Source organism: Nostoc sp. NMS7, assembly GCF_017115085.1.
In the GTDB taxonomy this organism is placed as follows: Bacteria; Cyanobacteriota; Cyanobacteriia; order Cyanobacteriales; family Nostocaceae; genus Nostoc.
This window is the reverse complement of record NZ_JABXKJ010000123.1, coordinates 13,120-29,228: the sequence shown is the minus strand read 5'-3', so window position 1 is coordinate 29,228 and position 16,109 is coordinate 13,120. Positions and strand designations below refer to the sequence as shown.

The following is a 16,109-nucleotide window of genomic DNA, read 5'->3' as shown; positions in this document are numbered from 1 at the left end:
TTAAAGGGTTCTCGATTCAGGTGTTACGAAATAACGTTTTTCAACCCAGAAAGCAACATTAACAAGACCAATCAACACAGGCACTTCTACCAGAGGACCGACAACGGCGGCAAAAGCAACACCCGAATTAATGCCAAACACTGCGATCGCAGTTGCGATCGCTAGTTCAAAATTATTTCCGGCGGCTGTAAAGGCTACACTTGCGGCTCTAGAATAGTCTGTCTTAATCCGCCAAGCCATGTAAAAGCTGACCAGAAACATGATCACGAAGTAGATGAGCATCGGAATTGCAATCTTCACCACATCCAAAGGTATCTGAACGATTAAATTCCCTTTCAAGCTGAACATAACCACAATTGTAAATAGCAGAGTAATCAGTGTGAACGGGCTGATTTTAGGCACAAATTCCTCATTATACCACTGCTTACTTTTCACTTTTACTAAGAAGTAACGAGTAAAAAATCCAGCTAAAAAGGGAATACCGAGATAGATAAATACACTTTTGGCAATCTCGGCAATGCTGACATTCACAACACTGCCTTGTAACCCAAATAGTGGCGGTAGTACAGTGATGAAAAACCATGCATAAGGACTATAAAAGATGACTTGAAAGATACTGTTGAAGGCAACCAATCCAGCCGTGTACTCTGTATTGCCTCGTGCCAAGTCACTCCACACAACTACCATTGCAATACACCGGGCTAATCCAATCAGAATCAATCCGGTCATGTATTCTGGATAACCGTGTAAGAAGATAGTCGCTAGAGCAAACATCAAAATTGGCCCAATGATCCAATTCTGAATTAGTGACACACCAAGAATTTTTCCGTTGCGAAATACATCCCCTAATTCTTCATACCGCACCTTGGCTAGGGGTGGATACATCATCAGAATTAACCCAATGGCAATTGGTATATTGGTTGCTCCCACCTGAAACTGATTGATAAATGCTTCTACTCCCGGAAATAAATAGCCCAGACTAACACCGATAGCCATTGCTAAAAAAATCCACAAGGTCAGGAAGCGATCAATAAAGGAGAGGCGTTTTGAAGTCTTTTTGTTCATTACAAAGTCCATACAGCTTAAATTATTCAAACTTTCATAATGAACAAGTTGGTTGGTTTGGATGATTGTCCATATCTAAAACTTTCCTTCCTTGCGTAATAATTCCCCTATTGTTAAGTTCATCTCTGCTTTTCCTCCAAATACTGTTCCCACTTTGCCTTCATACAAGTGAACATAGTTGAGGTGTTTGCTATCATTTGGTAAAGGTATATAGCCCACAGCAGTTGCTATTGTTGCTGCTTTATCAATGTAAAATTCGACAAATTTGTTTACTAATGTTTTGTTTTGGTTATCCCGAAAATTAACGTAGATAAACAAAGGTCGAGCAAGGGGCTGATACTGAACTTTTTCTACAGTTTGACGTGATGGCAGGACTGCACCTTTGCCGTTGTCAATTGCCAGCGCTTTTAATTTATTTTGGGATTTTTCGTAATAGGCATAGCCAAAGTAACCCAAAGCATTTGGATCTTTACTGATGCCATCCACCAATACATCATCATCTTCACTTGCTGTGTAGTCATTACGGCTGGATCTAGTTTTACCTACAGTCGCTTCTGTAAAGTAGTCAAAAGTACCAGAATTTTTCCCAGCACCATATAAATTAACTGGGCGATCTGGCCAAGATGCACGTACTTGGTTCCAGCGAGTGATTTTACCTTGGGCTGACGGTTTCCAAATCTTTTTCAATTCTGCTATTGTGATGTCTTGTGCCCAATCGTTTTGCGGATTAACAGCGACGGTAAGCGCATCAAAAGCAATGGGAAACTCCATATACGCCACACCATTTTTCTTGCAAGTTTCCATCTCTGCCTTCAAAATCGGTCGGGAAGCGTTGCTAATATCGGTTTTTCCAGCACAGAATTTTTCAAACCCGCCAGTAGTACCAGAAATATTAACTGCAACCTGCACCTGATTCTTTGAGTCAGCTTGATAGTTTTTGGCGATCGCCTGCGTAATAGGATATACCGTGCTAGAACCATCAATAACAATAATTGTTGTTGCAACCTTAGGAGAATCTCTTACCTGAGTCACCTTTTCTGACTGCTGAGTTTGAGCGGATGGGTTAGATGTTGCTGTGCAACTGGTTGTCAAAGCCAATATCCCCAGCGCGTAGGCGTAGCCCAACCCAGGCATCGCCAATTCCTTTGCTGTTATCTTCATTGACCCCATCCCTGTGAGTTATATCAAGAGTATATCTCTATCAAATAAAAAAAATTGATTTGTCAATATCTACAGAGGTAAAAGTAAACAAAACATTACAAAAAAAATTGATGGATTTTCAAGTCTCGCAGCGAGAACGAATAGGTAATATTGGGCTAAAGCGGCGGAATTCTGCTAGATACTGCTCTAGGGCAACAAACTGCGGCAGATTGAGACTGTAGTAAATCCAGCGCCCTTCTTGACGAGCGCGAACTAAACCAGCTTGTTTCAGGGTTTTGAGGTGAAAAGACAGTTTAGATTGAGTGGTTCCCAGGTGGTCGCACAGGTCACACACGCATAGTTCTTGAGAGCGCAGCAGTTCTAAGACCTGAATCCGTAGGGGGTCAGATAGGGCATGAAAGCCAGCAGCGATCGGATCAGGAGTGAAGGTGCTATTAGGAACCATCAAATTTTATTGAAGTATTTCTTTATGGTAAACAATACCTTTACCAAAAAGAAAGGTAGGTCTAACTTTTATCGAAATAGCTCACACCATTGGGAGCATCTCAATGAGTGTAGAAAGCCTAAACCTCACCCCAGCCCTCTCCGTGAGTTCGGAGAGGGAGCAGGAATCTTCTTTCTCCTATGGTGTAGTGTATTTGCTTTCACTGAGATGCTCCCCATACCATTTGCACTCCCACCGCGCCGACCGTATAATGTCAAAAATAGTACATCTCTGCTGTCTGCTGCCAGTGCTGCTTCCTCTGCCAAGAGGCGGGGCGGCTATCCCTCTCCACCCACTCAAGGGAATTGAGTTTCCCGCCGCTTTCAATAAATTTAAGATGGAGTATTTTTTATCAATCAGTTAAAATACTCAAAATAATTTTAAAGATAATGATAATTTTTAAAGTCTTTAACAGCTAGGAGATGAAAAAGTATTGTAACGACAGAATAACTTTGTAAAAAGTGGTCTTCATTTTTAGGTAAATTCAATTATCAAGCGATTGCCAGTCTCCAAGCTAAATTTGCCCCCTTGGACTGCACCCTCGCTGAAAAATGTGCAAGTATCCGCCGAAAATTTGATTGCCAAACTGACTATTAGCGACGCGTAGTCGCAAGGAGAGGAGGATAACCATGACTAGCCTACCATTCCAAACCCCGCCAACCCACACGGGGACGATCGCAGAACATGAGGCACAGCAGGTTGAGCGTGCTAACGCAACGAAAAAGCAACCGATCGTCTTTGTCCACGGACTCTGGCTGCTGCCAAGCAGTTGGGATCGTTGGGCAGTAGTGTTTGAGGAGGCTGGCTACACCGTACTCACGCCCGGTTGGCCCGACGACCCGGAGACTGTTGCCGAGGCAAATGCAAACCCCGAAATTTTCGCACACAAGACCGTTGGGCAGGTTGCAGACCACTTCGATGAGATTATCCGTAGGCTGAACAAAAAACCTGCTATCATCGGTCATTCCTTCGGCGGACTGCTCGTGCAGATCCTCGCCGGACGGGGGCTGTCCTCAGCAACAGTAGCGATCGATCCGGCTCCGTTTCGAGGTGTGCTGCCTCTGCCGTTCTCGGCGCTGAAGTCCGCATGGCCAGTTCTTGGCAATCCAGCGAATCGTAACCGGGCGATCCCGCTCACCTATGAGCAGTTTCGCTTCAGTTTCGCCAATGCTGTGAGCGAGGAGGAGGCTAAAGAGCTTTACGAAACCTTCTCGGTGCCAGCATCAGGTGTGCCACTCTTTCAGGCGGCAACCGCCAACCTCAACCCGTGGACTGAGGCTAAGGTAGACACCGAGAACCCAGAGCGCGGGCCATTGCTGATCGTCTCCGGCGAGAAGGACAATACGGTTCCGTGGGAGATCGCAAACGCATCGTTCCAGCAACAACAGCACAATCGTGGCGTGACTGAGATTGTCGAGATCCCTAACCGAGGACACGCGCTGACAATCGATAGCGGCTGGCGAGAAGTCGCCGACATATCCCTTGCCTTCGTCCAGCGCTTCGTTCCATCCTCAATTTAGCCGTCTAAACTACACATTCTGATGTTCATGTCTCTAACAGCTGCTTTTACACTTGGTTTCGTGGCTCTATTGCGAGCCTTTACAGCCCCTGCTAGATTATTTCTGGCACGGGGTCGGGTGGGACATCAAGCGTCTTGGCAATATCCCCTCTGACTTGATTGAAGATGTTGTTACGATCGCATCAACATCTTTGCTCATTCGACATGATTCGCGCGGACGGCTTTTCAAGCTCAACAACCTCAAGAGACTCATAACCATGAAAAAACTAGAAGGAAAAGTCGCAGTTGTCACAGGTGCCTCCAAAGGAATTGGTGCTGCAATCGCCTTGGATCTGGCAGATGAAGGTGCAGCTGTTGTTGTCAACTACGCCTCTAGCAAAGAGGGAGCAGATCGCTTGGTTGACAAGATTCTCAGTGATGGCGGCAAGGCGATCGCAGTGCAAGCAAATGTTAGCCAAAAGACAGAAATCGAACGTCTGTTTGCAAAGACGCAGGAGACATTCGGCAGGCTTGATATCTTGGTCAATAACGCTGGCATTTACGAGTTTTCCCCGCTCGAAAGCATCACCGAAGAACACTTCCACAAGCAGTTTGATCTCAATGTCCTGGGATTAATTCTCACCTCACAACAAGCCGTCAAGCACTTCGGTTCAGAGGGTGGCAGCATTATCAACATCAGTTCGCTTGTTAGTACCCTCACGCCTGCAAATGCCTCGGTCTACAGCGCTACTAAAGCTGCTGTCGATGCTGTAACGAAGTCCCTGGCTAAGGAATTGGGTTCGCACCACATCCGCGTCAATTCCATCAATCCTGGCATGGTGGAAACGGAGGGCACGCAAACAGCAGGAATATCCGCAGCCGACAGTCAAGGCCGCCAACAGACTGAAGCGCAAACCCCACTTGGTCGCATTGGACAGCCGCAGGACATTGCACCTGCTGTCGTTTTCCTCGCGTCCTCCGATTCCGCCTGGATCACTGGCGAAACACTGTACATCGCGGGTGGACTTCGCTAGCTTTAATGGGATTGAATTCTTTGTCTATAAGAGTATGGCGCTTTATCTTAAACTCCCTAACCTATCTCTGAAAGTTTAAGATAAAGCGCCTTTTGTCAATAAATTAAAAGACTCGCCTTCTTTCCATGCACAAATAGCGATCGCTAATTCCATTCTCTACTCCCATCTGGAGATATTGCCAAAGCATTGGATACTTTGCTTTGAATACTAGTATTAAAAGCAGCTATTTCGCTATTTTTTGTCGCTTCTCTTCGAAGAAGTGGAATTAATGGAAACTCAGAAGAATTTCTCTGAAGTGCGCGAATAGTTCTCTACTTATAGTCGATTCTTAGTTGGAATCACAATCATCGAGAAATAGGGTACTTCGGCTGGATCAACTTCATCTAGGGGTACGATGCGTTGCTGTGACGTTGATGCCCGCTCAATATATCTTGCCCGTGATGCAAGCCCTAATTTATGCAGGATATCCCGTACTTTGGTAAAGTGACGACCGAGCTTCATAATTGCGGCTGCGTCGGTGATCAGCAGATGTGTAGTCAGTTCTTCTGCTGGGAGTGGGGCGGGTAGGACGGTGAGGATATCAGTATAGTAGGTGAAAGGCACACCCAAGGCTACCGGACAAGCCATCAGTGAAGAAACTCCGGGGACAACTTCTGTTTGGTATTGGTCAGATAACCGCGTGAACAGGTACATGAATGAGCCATAGAAAAATGGATCACCCTCGCACAGTACCACGACATCTCGACCGGCTGCTAAATGGTCGGCGATTGGTTGAATTTCCTGATCATAAATAGACTTGGCCTTTTCTGGTTCCAAAGCGCGGGGGAGATGAAATAGTACCTCAATTTGATTGCCAGGAAGATACTGCGCCACGATCGCTCTCGCAATACTTGCTTTATCTGTGGCTGATTGATATGCTACCACCGGAGCCGCACGCAATAGCCGTAGCGCCTTCAGAGTCAATAGTTCGGGATCGCCTGGGCCGACACCAATTCCATAAAGACGACCTTTGGTTTTTGTATTCATTCTTCCTCCGTTGCCAGGGCGTTAACTGCGGCGGCGGCGATCGCACTCCCACCGCGCCGACCATGTAAGGTCAAAAATGGTACATTTCTGCTGTCTGCTGCTAGTGCGGCTTTTGATTCGGCTGCACCCACAAATCCCACTGGAAAGCCTAAGATAATAGCAGGTTTGTGAGCTAATTCATCAAGCATTTCTAACAGCCGGAATAGTGCTGTGGGCGCATTGCCAATTGCAATCACTGCTCCTTCCAGGTGCGATCGCCATAATTCTAAAGCTGCCGCCGACCTTGTAGTACCCAGACGCTGGGCAATTTCTGGCACTTCCGGCTCATTCAGAGTGCAGATAACTTGATTGTTTGCAGACAACCGTCGCCTGGTAACGCCATCAGCAACCATCCGGCAATCGCACAGAATTGGCGCTCCGGCTGCCAGTGCTGTCCTTGCGGATTGGACTGCTGTTGGTGAATATCCCAAATCAGTAATAATATCCGTCATCCCACAGGCATGAATCAGACGCACAGCAACTTTTGCTACATCCGGTGGCAGCACATCTAGGTTCGCTTCTGACCGGATGATTGCAAAGGAATTACGGTAAATTTCGTTGGCATCTCGGATGTAGTCGGGCATTCAATTTGGGATTTTAAATTTTAGATTTTGGATTGATTTGTTAATTACAGCTATTTTCAGGCAAATAGACCACGCGGGTAGGGGCACAGCACTGCTGTGCCCCTACAACGGATGTGGTTCAAATAGATGAAAACTGCTGTAATATAGATACTCACTTTTCACTAGAAGAAGACCTAATTTAATTAACCGCAGAGGCACAGAGAACACAGAGGAAGACAAACACAGGAATTGGGTAATCTTGCACCGTGAAGAGAGTAATCAATCATCTTTATTGATTAACTTCTGTAATTGGGCGATCGCATACCGATTAGCAAATTCCCCAAAGGACTCATTGGGATTTAAACGTTGAATTTTATACACCTGTAGTATCCGCTCTATTAATGTCGGAAGTTCGGCAAAAGTCACATATTTATATATTTCACGTCCGAATTTCTGCTTGTTGTCACCTACAAAAACGTGATAGCCCTCCACAGTTCCATTCTCAGCCTTAATGCTGACACCAAGCAGAGTAATATCACTCTTATTGTGCTGGGCGCAAGATTTTTCGCAGCCGGTGAAGTGGATATTAACTGGGTAATCCAGAGTGATGCGAGTTTCAAGATACTTTGCTAATGCCAACGCATCATCCTTGGTATCCGTGGCAGAAGAGGCGCAACCCTTTTTGCCAGAACAGGCAACTAATCCACTCTTGATGTTGGTTGCAGAGGAATCCAATCCTAAGAAAGTAATCTCTCGCTGGACATCAGCAACCCATTGCTGAGGGATATCTGTGAGGAGCAAATTTTGCCAGGGGGTTAGCCTAAGAGTTCCGCTACCGTATTTTGCTGCTAAATCTGCTAAACCCCGTATCTGCTTACTTTCTAATCGCCCAAGGGGTAAGATGACACCAATGTAAAATAAGCCTTGTTGACGTTGGGGATAAATCCCAATATGCTGATACTTCCCCTCTGACTGCTTCCCCTTCCCTCTCTTCGAGACGCTGCGCGAACGCAGGGAAGAGGTTAGGTCTTTTTTTGTTTCACCGCATAAAAGAGAAAAAGGTAGACGCTGCTGAACTTCCTGGAGATAATTTTCACAACCCAAAGTATTTAATAACTCTCTTAGACGTAGCCGACGCTGACTCGTAGTATTACTATGAGCTAGATAGACATTCGCCAAAGCTGCCAAGACGGTCAAACATTTCTCTGGTAGTAACAAAATTCCTATATCGCTAGGCGGTTGACCCTTTGCGCCTACACTGAGATAGAGGCGAAAATAAACATTACCGTCAACTAAGATAGCAGCAAAGGTGATATCATTCAAGCGATCGCCCACCCGAATTATCCCACCACCATCAAAGCAAACGCTAAATTTTGCTGACAGTCCCGAAAGCCCCGGATGTGCAGCAATATAATCATCCCAACCTTGGACAAAAGGGCGAGTGTCGATTAATTCTTGGGTGTCGATACCAGCAGTTGGGCTGGTCATAATATTGCGGATGTGGTCTACAACAGGATTGCCAGAACCCAATTTCATATCCTGTAAATGCTTCAGAACCTCAGCATTTATCCCCGTGTGGATTTCACGGATTTGTAGGTTAGCTCGATTAGTCACATCCAGATAGCCGCCACCGTGCTGTTCTGCTATATCTGCGATCGCACGGCACTGCTGACTACTAATAATCCCACCGGGTATTCTAATCCGAGATAATATCCCATCGGCGGCGGGTGTAGCATAAAACAAGCCAGGACAAGTGGCAAATCCAGAAAACAAACTTGGAACTCCTTCCCGGTGCAACGCAGGGAGTAGATGGTGAGTGTGTCTTGATTGGCATTCTGACTTGGGTGATCCCATTACAGCTGCGGCACAGTCCCGGAATTTCACCGGAGTTTCCCAACTACAAGCTTTAGTAATTTAGCACGAGAAGGCAGTCAGAAAATTTAATGCTTCATATTTTGAATCAACCTATCTGGCGATCGCAAAATCCAACTTTGGGATCAGAAGCGATCGCCAGACATTCTACTTTACAATTGGGCTATTCAAAAACATAATTTTGAGCCACTTTCCAATAGCGTGAGAACCGCTTCAGGTCAATATAGCCATCATAGTCAAAAAATGGCTCTACCTCTAACACTTGGACTGTTAGCGATCGCTCCATTTGATTGCAGATATCATCAAAGCGGGGACTGGGACTGTTAGCTGTGACAACTAAATTCGCATCATGTTCTTGAGCAAAAGCTAAAATTTCTTTTACCACATCGCCACGGCGGATAACAACGGGTAACTCTAGCAAGCATTCGTAGATGAAGGCGATGCGTTTGAGACTCAGTTGCCATTCCTCTATCAAAGCCTCATCCCAAACCCAGATAGCTGCGGCATCGGCGTATTTTTGCAGCACAGGGTTGTATGGACTGAGGCAATCTCCATGTACCCAAACAATTGGTTTAGTCATTAGTTATTAGTCATTAGTCAATGATCAATAATCAAGAGTTTTATTCTCTTCCTTATCCCCCTTGTCCCCCTTGTCCTCCCCTGCTCCCCTTGCCTTTCTTCCCATGCTGCCAACTTTGGCTATTAGCTTGTTTGCTAAATTCCCCTTTAGGAAAAAGTCGCTGTTCTAATTCTTCATAGCTGCCTTCAAAATCACAATGACCGTAAAGGGGACATTTTTGGCAATAAACGCTTTTGGTATAGCGTTCTAAGTTTTCACGGTTGAAAAAATACGGTTTATGACTAAAAGTGCTGGCAACCCACTGCCATGACATATTATTACTAGCAGGATCTCCATCTAAAAGGTGTTCGAGAAACCACTTAGCTCCTGCTTGCCAACGAATACGCCGCCAATGGACAATGTAAGCAGCTAGCCACATCCGGGCATGGTTATGTAGATAGCCAGTTTCTTTTAAGTCATGGCTAAAGCTGTCAATGCAAACTCTACCTGTGGTTGCTTGTCTGATATCTTGCGGCAATTCTGGTGCATATTCACCCACAGCATAACCAGTTTTGTGCTCCTCCTGGTCTTCCCAGATTCCATCCCCTAACTTCACATACAACCGTTGCCAGTAGTCGCGCCAACCTAACTCGTTAATTAGTTTCGTAGCATCATCTTGGTGCTGTACTTGGTTAAGGACATAATCTCGAATTTCTCGCAAACTCAAAACGCCATAGCGGATATAAGGCGAAAGTCGCGTGACTGCACCTGTGAATAAATTACGTGTTTGCGCGTAGCCTACGGGGTCGATTTTTTGCAGCGCTTTTTTTGCCGCTTGGCGTCCCCCCAGAGTTTCGCTGATGTGGTCATCGCGTTGTGCTGCATCTGGGAATTGTTCGCGGAGGTAGGCTACCAACTCATCGCGGTTGGTAAATTCGCGTTGCATATCTTTAGTCATGTGAACTTTGAAGGGTGAGAATAGATAAACAAAAATATCTGTAGGTTAAGTCATTATTATGGCGGATAAATAAATATAAGCGATCGCTGTCAACCTGATGAGAGAACTTTTTTCATAGTAAGTAAAGCTAAGATATCAGATAAATTTGTCACTTTTCAAGACGATGAGCCTGTGCATCAATCCTAACTGCCAAAATACTGACAACCCTGATAATCTACTACGCTGTCAAAGCTGTGACTCTGAATTGCTATTAGAAGGACGCTATCGGGTAACTCGTTTACTGAGTGATAAAGGTGGCTACGGCGACATTTATGAAGTTAGAGAGCGCAGTGGTATACTCAAAGTTTTAAAAGTTCTTAAAGAAGAGAAGAAAAATGATGTTAAGGCTGTAGAACAATTCCAGCGAGAAGCTGAAGTTTTAAGTAAGCTTAATCATCCAGGTATTCCACAAGGAGAAGAATATTTCAAATTTTTTCCTATAAATATTAAACAGCCAGTGCATTGTTTAGTAATGGAGAAAATTGAGGGAGAAAATTTACATGAGTGGTTACAAAAAAGAGGCAATCGTCCCATTAGTGAAAAGCTGGCAGTTGATTGGTTAAACCAACTGGCAAACACATTGCATGAAGTACATCAACAGCAGCTGATTCATCGAGATATTAAACCGTCTAACATCATGCTTCAACCGAATGGGCAATTGGTGTTAATCGACTTTGGTATCGCAAGGGGAATTAGTGAAACATACGAACAAAAAAAATTGGCTGGACAGGTCACGAGAGCAGTTAGTGATGGTTACTCGCCTTTAGAACAAGCTACTGGAAGTGCTATTCCGCAGTCAGATTTCTTTGCCTTGGGTCGTACTTTTGTCCATCTTATAACAGGAATACATCCTTTTGACTTGTGCGATCAATATAACCATGATATATACACAGATGAGTTAGAGGATTGGCGACAAAAAACCCCTAAAATTTCTGCCTCGCTAGCAGATTTGATAGATAAACTGATGGCACGTCCAATTAATAAGCGCCCAGCTGATACCCAAGTAATTTTACAAAAGTTAGCAGAAATTTCTGAGACTTTATATCCTCCCAAATTATATAAGTCGAAGTCGTATAATCAGATATCTACAGTCAATAACCTAAGATTTTTTTTAGCATACACTCTTGGAAGTTGGTACTCTGGTCACTCTGCCTGGATTAGTTCAATAGCCATTAGCCCAGATGGACAGACCTTAATTAGTGCCAGTTATGACATGACAATTAAAGTGTGGAACCTTAATCATGGAGAAGAGATTTTTACTATCACTCTAGATGAAGATGTAGTTAAATGTCTAGTAATTAGCCCAGATGGACATACTTTAGTTAGTGGTAGTACCAAAGGGATAATACAGGGATGGAATATAACTACAGGTGAAGAAATTCATACTTTTGCTGACGATTCGTACCAAGTTTATGCTCTAGTTATTAGTCCGGATGGGCAAACCTTGTTCAGCGGCTGTAGTGATATTAAGGTATGGAATTTAAATAATAACGAACTAGTTCGCACTCTGAGGATACATTCAGCCCCAGTATTGACTATAGCAATTAGTCCTGATGGGAAAACCCTTGTTAGCGGTAGTGAAGACAAAAGTATCAAAATATGGCCAATTTGTACTCTCACTGGGCATTTAGCTCATGTCAATTCTGTAGCAATTAGTCCAGATGGAAATACTATGGTTAGTGGCAGCAATGACAAAACTATTAAGGTATGGAATATGAACTCAAAAGAAGAAAATTTTACGCTTACTGGGCATTTAGGCGTTGTCAATTCTGTGGCAATAAGTCCAGATGGGCAGACTTTGGCTAGTGGGAGTAGTGACGAAAAGATTAAAATTTGGAATTTAAGCACTGGTGAAGAAATTGATACTCTTACTGGGCATTCAGATGCTGTTATATCTTTAGTATTTAGCCCAGACGGACAAACCTTGGTTAGCGGTAGTCGGGACTCCACAATCAAAGTGTGGCGAATACAATAGCTTCAAACTAAGAACACAGCCTTATCCACGCCAATATGAACATTGCCAATAAATTCATCATACGAGTAAATCATATTACTCAGTCAATCTATGTACAATTCTAAAGCGATTATTACTGATGAATGAGATGCGATCACTCAATCTATGTACAATTCTAAAGCGATCGCAATCTCTCACACCCTCCATTATGAGCAACATTCCCCAAGTCGGACAAACAGCGCCAGATTTCTCCACCCCTGACCAAAATGGCAATTCAGTCACTCTCGACGACCTCAGCAGTCAGTGGATTGTCCTCTATTTCTATCCCAAAGATGACACACCGGGCTGTACCACCGAAGCGAAAGATTTCACCGAGTTGTATCAAGACTTCAGCGCACTGGGAGCGAAAATCTTAGGCGTAAGTCCAGATTCGGGTAAGTCCCATTATAAATTTATCAGCAAACATAACTTGTCAATCACTCTTTTGAGTGACCCAGAACATATTTTGACAGAAGCTTACGGCGCCTGGCAATTGAAAAAATTTATGGGCAAAGAATATATGGGTGTTGCTCGCTCAACCTTCCTAATTTCACCTGGTAAAATTATTGCTTATACTTGGCCTAATGTGAAAACCAAAGGTCATGCTCAGGCAGTTTTAACTAAATTACGCGAATTAGCAGCCACGTAACGCTACTGGATGCGGGTATAGTTACAGCCAAGCACTGACTTATATGCTGGCAAATCCTCAGCCTGAGCATCCTGTATATTCATTGGTAATGAATGGCGAAGATTTTCAATTTATGAAGCTGATAAAAAAAGATAAACCCATCTATGCTTTATCTGATAGATTCACTTTATCTAGACGCGGAAATGAGTTATATAAAGTTGTAAATATATTAAAAAACTTAGGTCAAATTTTAATTAGTTCTGACTTCTAAATTCTTCTTCAACTTTGCTATTCCTATCTAGATTAATACTGGAACAGTGTTATAATACTTATACTTATCTTTAAAATAAATTATGGTTCAATTTATCCAAGCAGAAAATATCGGGCTGGCCTATTTGGAAGAAAGATTTAGTCTACAGCTAGCTGAAGATGAGGCATTCTTTACAGAATGGTTTGAGAATTTACCGGAAATTACAGATTTAGAAAAGCCAGATTTAGATAAAATAAAACTTCATTTTCTCCGTTTAGTTAAATATCCTCCTTTGTCCGAAGAAACGGTGAAATTAGTAGTTTTATCTCCTTTACTCAACTTAGCTGGATTTTATGATGAGCCTTTTTATATGAGAGGCGAACAATCAATAGAAATTTCTGCGGAAGATGAAGGGGAAATTATTAGAGGTAGAATTGATATTTTAGTTATTCAAGAACAATTCTGGTTGTTAGTAATTGAATCTAAAAGGTCTAGCTTTTCTCTTTTAGAAGCCATACCTCAAGCACTTATTTATATGTTGGCTAATCCTAATCAAGACAAACCTACTTTTGGATTAGTAACAAATGGTAGTAATTTTATTTTCCTGAAAATTACCAAAGAAAATCAGCCAAAGTATGCTATGTCTGACGAATTTACACTTTTGAAACGAGAAAGTGAACTGTATCAGGTTCTAAGTGTATTAAAAAATTTGAGTCAAAGTTTGAGTTAAAAATTATGTCTATTCGTCCTATATACCTTGATTGCCACGCTACTACAGCCGTAGATGAACGGGTATTAGCAGCAATGCTCCCGTACTTCACAGAAGACTTTGGCAACCCATCAAGTATTAGTCATATTTACGGTTGGGAAGCAGAAGCTGCTGTTAAACAAACGCGAGAGATTTTAGCAGCAGCAATTAACGCCACACCTGAAGAAATTGTTTTTACCAGTGGTGCAACAGAAGCGAATAATTTAGCTATTAAAGGTGTTGCTGAAGCTTATTTTAAAAAAGGTCAGCATATTATTACTGTTGCCACTGAACATAGTGCAGTTATTGATCCTTGTAATTATTTAAAAAGTCTCGGTTTTGATATTACTATTCTCCCTGTCCAAAAAGATGGATTGGTTGATTTAACTGAGTTAAAAAAAGCTTTCCGTCCTGAGACGATTTTGGTATCGGTGATGGCTGCAAATAACGAAATTGGGGTGTTGCAGCCTTTGGCAGAAATTGCAGAAATGTGCCGCGATGGGTTAGGTTCCGCCGGAGGCGATCGCAATATCATTTTTCACACCGACGCCGCCCAAGCTATTGGTAAAATTCCTCTAGATGTGCAAGCGATGAAAATAGATTTGATGTCGCTAACCGCACACAAAGTATATGGCCCCAAGGGCATTGGGGCGCTGTACGTCCGCAGGCGCAACCCCAGAGTGCAACTGGCTCCTCAGCAGCACGGCGGCGGACATGAACGGGGGATGCGTTCTGGTACATTATATACACCGCAAATTGTCGGCTTGGGGAAAGCTGTAGAAATCGCTTTGGCAGAACAAGCAACAGAAACCCAACGCCTCACCCAGTTAAGCCAAAGCTTGTGGAAACAGCTTTCTCAAGTTGAAGGAATTCATCTCAATGGACACCCTCAACAGCGATTGGCGGGAAACTTGAATATCAGTGTTGAGGGGGTGGATGGAGCCGCACTTTTGCTAGGATTGCAGCCAGTAATGGCGGTTTCTTCTGGTTCTGCTTGCTCGTCGGCTACCACTGCACCCTCCCATGTTCTCACAGCACTGGGACATTCAGAACAGCTAGCTTATGCCTCAGTGCGGTTTGGTATTGGACGGTTTAATACCCAAGAGGAAATTGATATTGTGGCGAAACATGCGATCGCTACCATTGAAAGTTTACGTAAGCCCTCTTTTATGGGTTCTCGCGTAGGAAAGCGCCAATCTGATCTAGCTCCTGCTGATTGAGGCGGAATTCCCCAGCGCCGATGATTCCTTCCACCTGCTTGGGATTGCGTCCGCCAACGATCGCCGCAGTCACCGCCGGATTGTTTAAAGTCCAAGCGATCGCCACCTCACCCGGCGAGCGATCGTGTTGTTTACCAATGTGTTGCAACACCTCAACTAGCTTCAGGTTACGAGATAGACGCGGCTCCTGAAATTCACTACTGTTTTTGCGCCAATCATCATCTGGTAAATTAGCAACCCGCTCAGGTGTCATCTTTCCTGTGAGCAAGCCAGATTGCATCGGTGAATAAACAATCACACCGATGTTATTTTCCTGACAAAAAGGCAGAATCTCCTTTTCGACATCGGGCTTAACCAGAGAATAAGGCGGTTGCAATGAAGTAACTGGTGCAATCTTTTGGGCACGTTTCAACTGTTCTACATTGAAGTTTGAAACCCCGATATAGCGAACCTTGCCCTCATCCTTTAACTTCGCCAGAGTCGTCCAGCCTTCTTCGATATCTGAGTCAGGGTTAGGCCAGTGGATCTGATAGAGGTCGATAGTTTCAATGTCGAGTCGGCGCAGACTAGCTTCAACTTCCTCCCGCAGAGAATCTGCTTTGAGGCTGTTACCAGTTTTGCGCTTTTCATCCCAGATTAGTGAGCATTTAGTGAAAATGTAGGGGCGATTAGATCGATCTTTGAGCGCCTTAGCAACAACTTCCTCCGAATGCCCCAGACCATAGATAGCTGCGGTGTCAATCCAATTAACGCCGAGGTCGAGAGCGCGATTGATCGCTGCGATCGATTCCTGGTCATCCTGGGTTCCCCAACCAAAAGCCCATCCACTTCCACCGATCGCCCAGGCTCCAAAGCCGATTGGAGTAATGTGAAGCTCAGAATTACCAAGCTGTTGGGTTTGCATATCTACCTTCTCTAAGAATTTTTGAGTCAATTGCTAGTGTAGGCTGCAAATATTTTATCAACCGCTAT

At 44.0% G+C, this 16,109-nt stretch carries 16 protein-coding genes, 1 pseudogene and 1 riboswitch; of the genes and pseudogenes, 8 read left to right on the top strand and 9 right to left on the bottom strand.

The window, feature by feature from the left end:
- From arsB to HWQ38_RS12475, 3 genes are all read right to left on the bottom strand, one after another.
- Positions 1-1,065 carry an ACR3 family arsenite efflux transporter gene (arsB, locus tag HWQ38_RS12485; RefSeq protein ID WP_292793781.1) on the bottom strand — a complete coding sequence of 355 codons (1,065 nt, stop codon included), beginning with the start codon at positions 1,063-1,065 and terminating at the stop codon, positions 1-3.
- Between the two features lie 75 nt (positions 1,066-1,140).
- Entirely contained in the window at positions 1,141-2,226 is a 1,086-nt protein-coding gene (locus tag HWQ38_RS12480) for a PstS family phosphate ABC transporter substrate-binding protein (RefSeq protein WP_292793779.1), read from the bottom strand.
- A 118-nt stretch (positions 2,227-2,344) separates the two neighbouring features.
- Entirely contained in the window at positions 2,345-2,671 is a 327-nt protein-coding gene (locus tag HWQ38_RS12475) for a metalloregulator ArsR/SmtB family transcription factor (protein WP_292793777.1), read from the bottom strand.
- A gap of 24 nt (positions 2,672-2,695) precedes the next feature.
- On the opposite strand from HWQ38_RS12475, the gene HWQ38_RS12470 reads away from it, so the two are divergent.
- The 3 genes from HWQ38_RS12470 to HWQ38_RS12460 all read left to right on the top strand — a co-directional run bounded on the left by HWQ38_RS12470 (position 2,696) and on the right by HWQ38_RS12460 (position 5,242).
- On the top strand, positions 2,696-3,019 hold the full coding sequence (locus HWQ38_RS12470) for a hypothetical protein (RefSeq protein ID WP_292793775.1): 324 nt from the start codon (positions 2,696-2,698) through the stop codon (positions 3,017-3,019).
- A 320-nt stretch (positions 3,020-3,339) separates the two neighbouring features.
- Complete coding sequence (locus HWQ38_RS12465) at positions 3,340-4,230, top strand: alpha/beta hydrolase (RefSeq protein WP_292793773.1); 891 nt, start codon at positions 3,340-3,342, stop codon at positions 4,228-4,230.
- A gap of 154 nt (positions 4,231-4,384) precedes the next feature.
- The gene (locus HWQ38_RS12460) at positions 4,385-5,242 is read left to right on the top strand and encodes a glucose 1-dehydrogenase (protein ID WP_292793771.1); all 858 of its coding nucleotides are present in this window, start codon (positions 4,385-4,387) and stop codon (positions 5,240-5,242) included.
- Between the two features lie 315 nt (positions 5,243-5,557).
- Here HWQ38_RS12460 and HWQ38_RS12455 read toward each other — a convergent pair whose 3' ends face one another.
- The 5 genes from HWQ38_RS12455 to HWQ38_RS12435 form a co-directional block, all read right to left on the bottom strand.
- Positions 5,558-6,268 carry a precorrin-2 C(20)-methyltransferase gene (locus tag HWQ38_RS12455; RefSeq protein ID WP_292793768.1) on the bottom strand — a complete coding sequence of 237 codons (711 nt, stop codon included), beginning with the start codon at positions 6,266-6,268 and terminating at the stop codon, positions 5,558-5,560.
- On the bottom strand, positions 6,265-6,891 hold the full coding sequence (locus HWQ38_RS12450; protein ID WP_292793766.1) for a precorrin-8X methylmutase: 627 nt from the start codon (positions 6,889-6,891) through the stop codon (positions 6,265-6,267). Before HWQ38_RS12450 ends, HWQ38_RS12455 begins: the two co-directional genes overlap by 4 nt.
- 258 nt (positions 6,892-7,149) lie before the next feature.
- Entirely contained in the window at positions 7,150-8,643 is a 1,494-nt protein-coding gene (gene cobG / locus HWQ38_RS12445) for a precorrin-3B synthase (protein ID WP_292793764.1), read from the bottom strand.
- Between the two features lie 34 nt (positions 8,644-8,677).
- Positions 8,678-8,807, bottom strand: a riboswitch (cobalamin riboswitch).
- A 98-nt stretch (positions 8,808-8,905) separates the two neighbouring features.
- Positions 8,906-9,322 (bottom strand): hypothetical protein, encoded by a 417-nt coding sequence (locus HWQ38_RS12440; protein WP_292793762.1) that lies wholly within the window; start codon positions 9,320-9,322, stop codon positions 8,906-8,908.
- Positions 9,323-9,374: 52 nt separating this feature from the next.
- Entirely contained in the window at positions 9,375-10,259 is an 885-nt protein-coding gene (locus HWQ38_RS12435; protein WP_292793760.1) for an FAD-binding domain-containing protein, read from the bottom strand.
- A gap of 163 nt (positions 10,260-10,422) precedes the next feature.
- On the opposite strand from HWQ38_RS12435, the gene HWQ38_RS12430 reads away from it, so the two are divergent.
- From HWQ38_RS12430 to HWQ38_RS12410, 5 genes and pseudogenes are all read left to right on the top strand, one after another.
- A complete protein-coding gene (locus HWQ38_RS12430) occupies positions 10,423-12,273 on the top strand; it encodes a serine/threonine-protein kinase (RefSeq protein WP_292793758.1) in 1,851 nt (616 codons plus the stop codon).
- A 187-nt stretch (positions 12,274-12,460) separates the two neighbouring features.
- On the top strand, positions 12,461-12,940 hold the full coding sequence (gene bcp / locus HWQ38_RS12425) for a thioredoxin-dependent thiol peroxidase (protein WP_292793756.1): 480 nt from the start codon (positions 12,461-12,463) through the stop codon (positions 12,938-12,940).
- Between the two features lie 28 nt (positions 12,941-12,968).
- Positions 12,969-13,190, top strand: a pseudogene (locus tag HWQ38_RS12420) (restriction endonuclease subunit R); the annotation flags it as partial.
- Between the two features lie 82 nt (positions 13,191-13,272).
- The gene (locus HWQ38_RS12415) at positions 13,273-13,899 is read left to right on the top strand and encodes a type I restriction enzyme HsdR N-terminal domain-containing protein (protein WP_292793753.1); all 627 of its coding nucleotides are present in this window, start codon (positions 13,273-13,275) and stop codon (positions 13,897-13,899) included.
- Between the two features lie 5 nt (positions 13,900-13,904).
- Positions 13,905-15,137 (top strand): aminotransferase class V-fold PLP-dependent enzyme, encoded by a 1,233-nt coding sequence (locus HWQ38_RS12410; protein WP_292793751.1) that lies wholly within the window; start codon positions 13,905-13,907, stop codon positions 15,135-15,137.
- On the opposite strand, the gene HWQ38_RS12405 is transcribed toward HWQ38_RS12410, so the two are convergent.
- Positions 15,085-16,041, bottom strand: coding sequence for an aldo/keto reductase (locus tag HWQ38_RS12405; protein WP_292793749.1), 957 nt, complete (start codon positions 16,039-16,041; stop codon positions 15,085-15,087). The genes HWQ38_RS12410 and HWQ38_RS12405 overlap by 53 nt on opposite strands.
- Positions 16,042-16,109 lie beyond the last annotated feature (68 nt).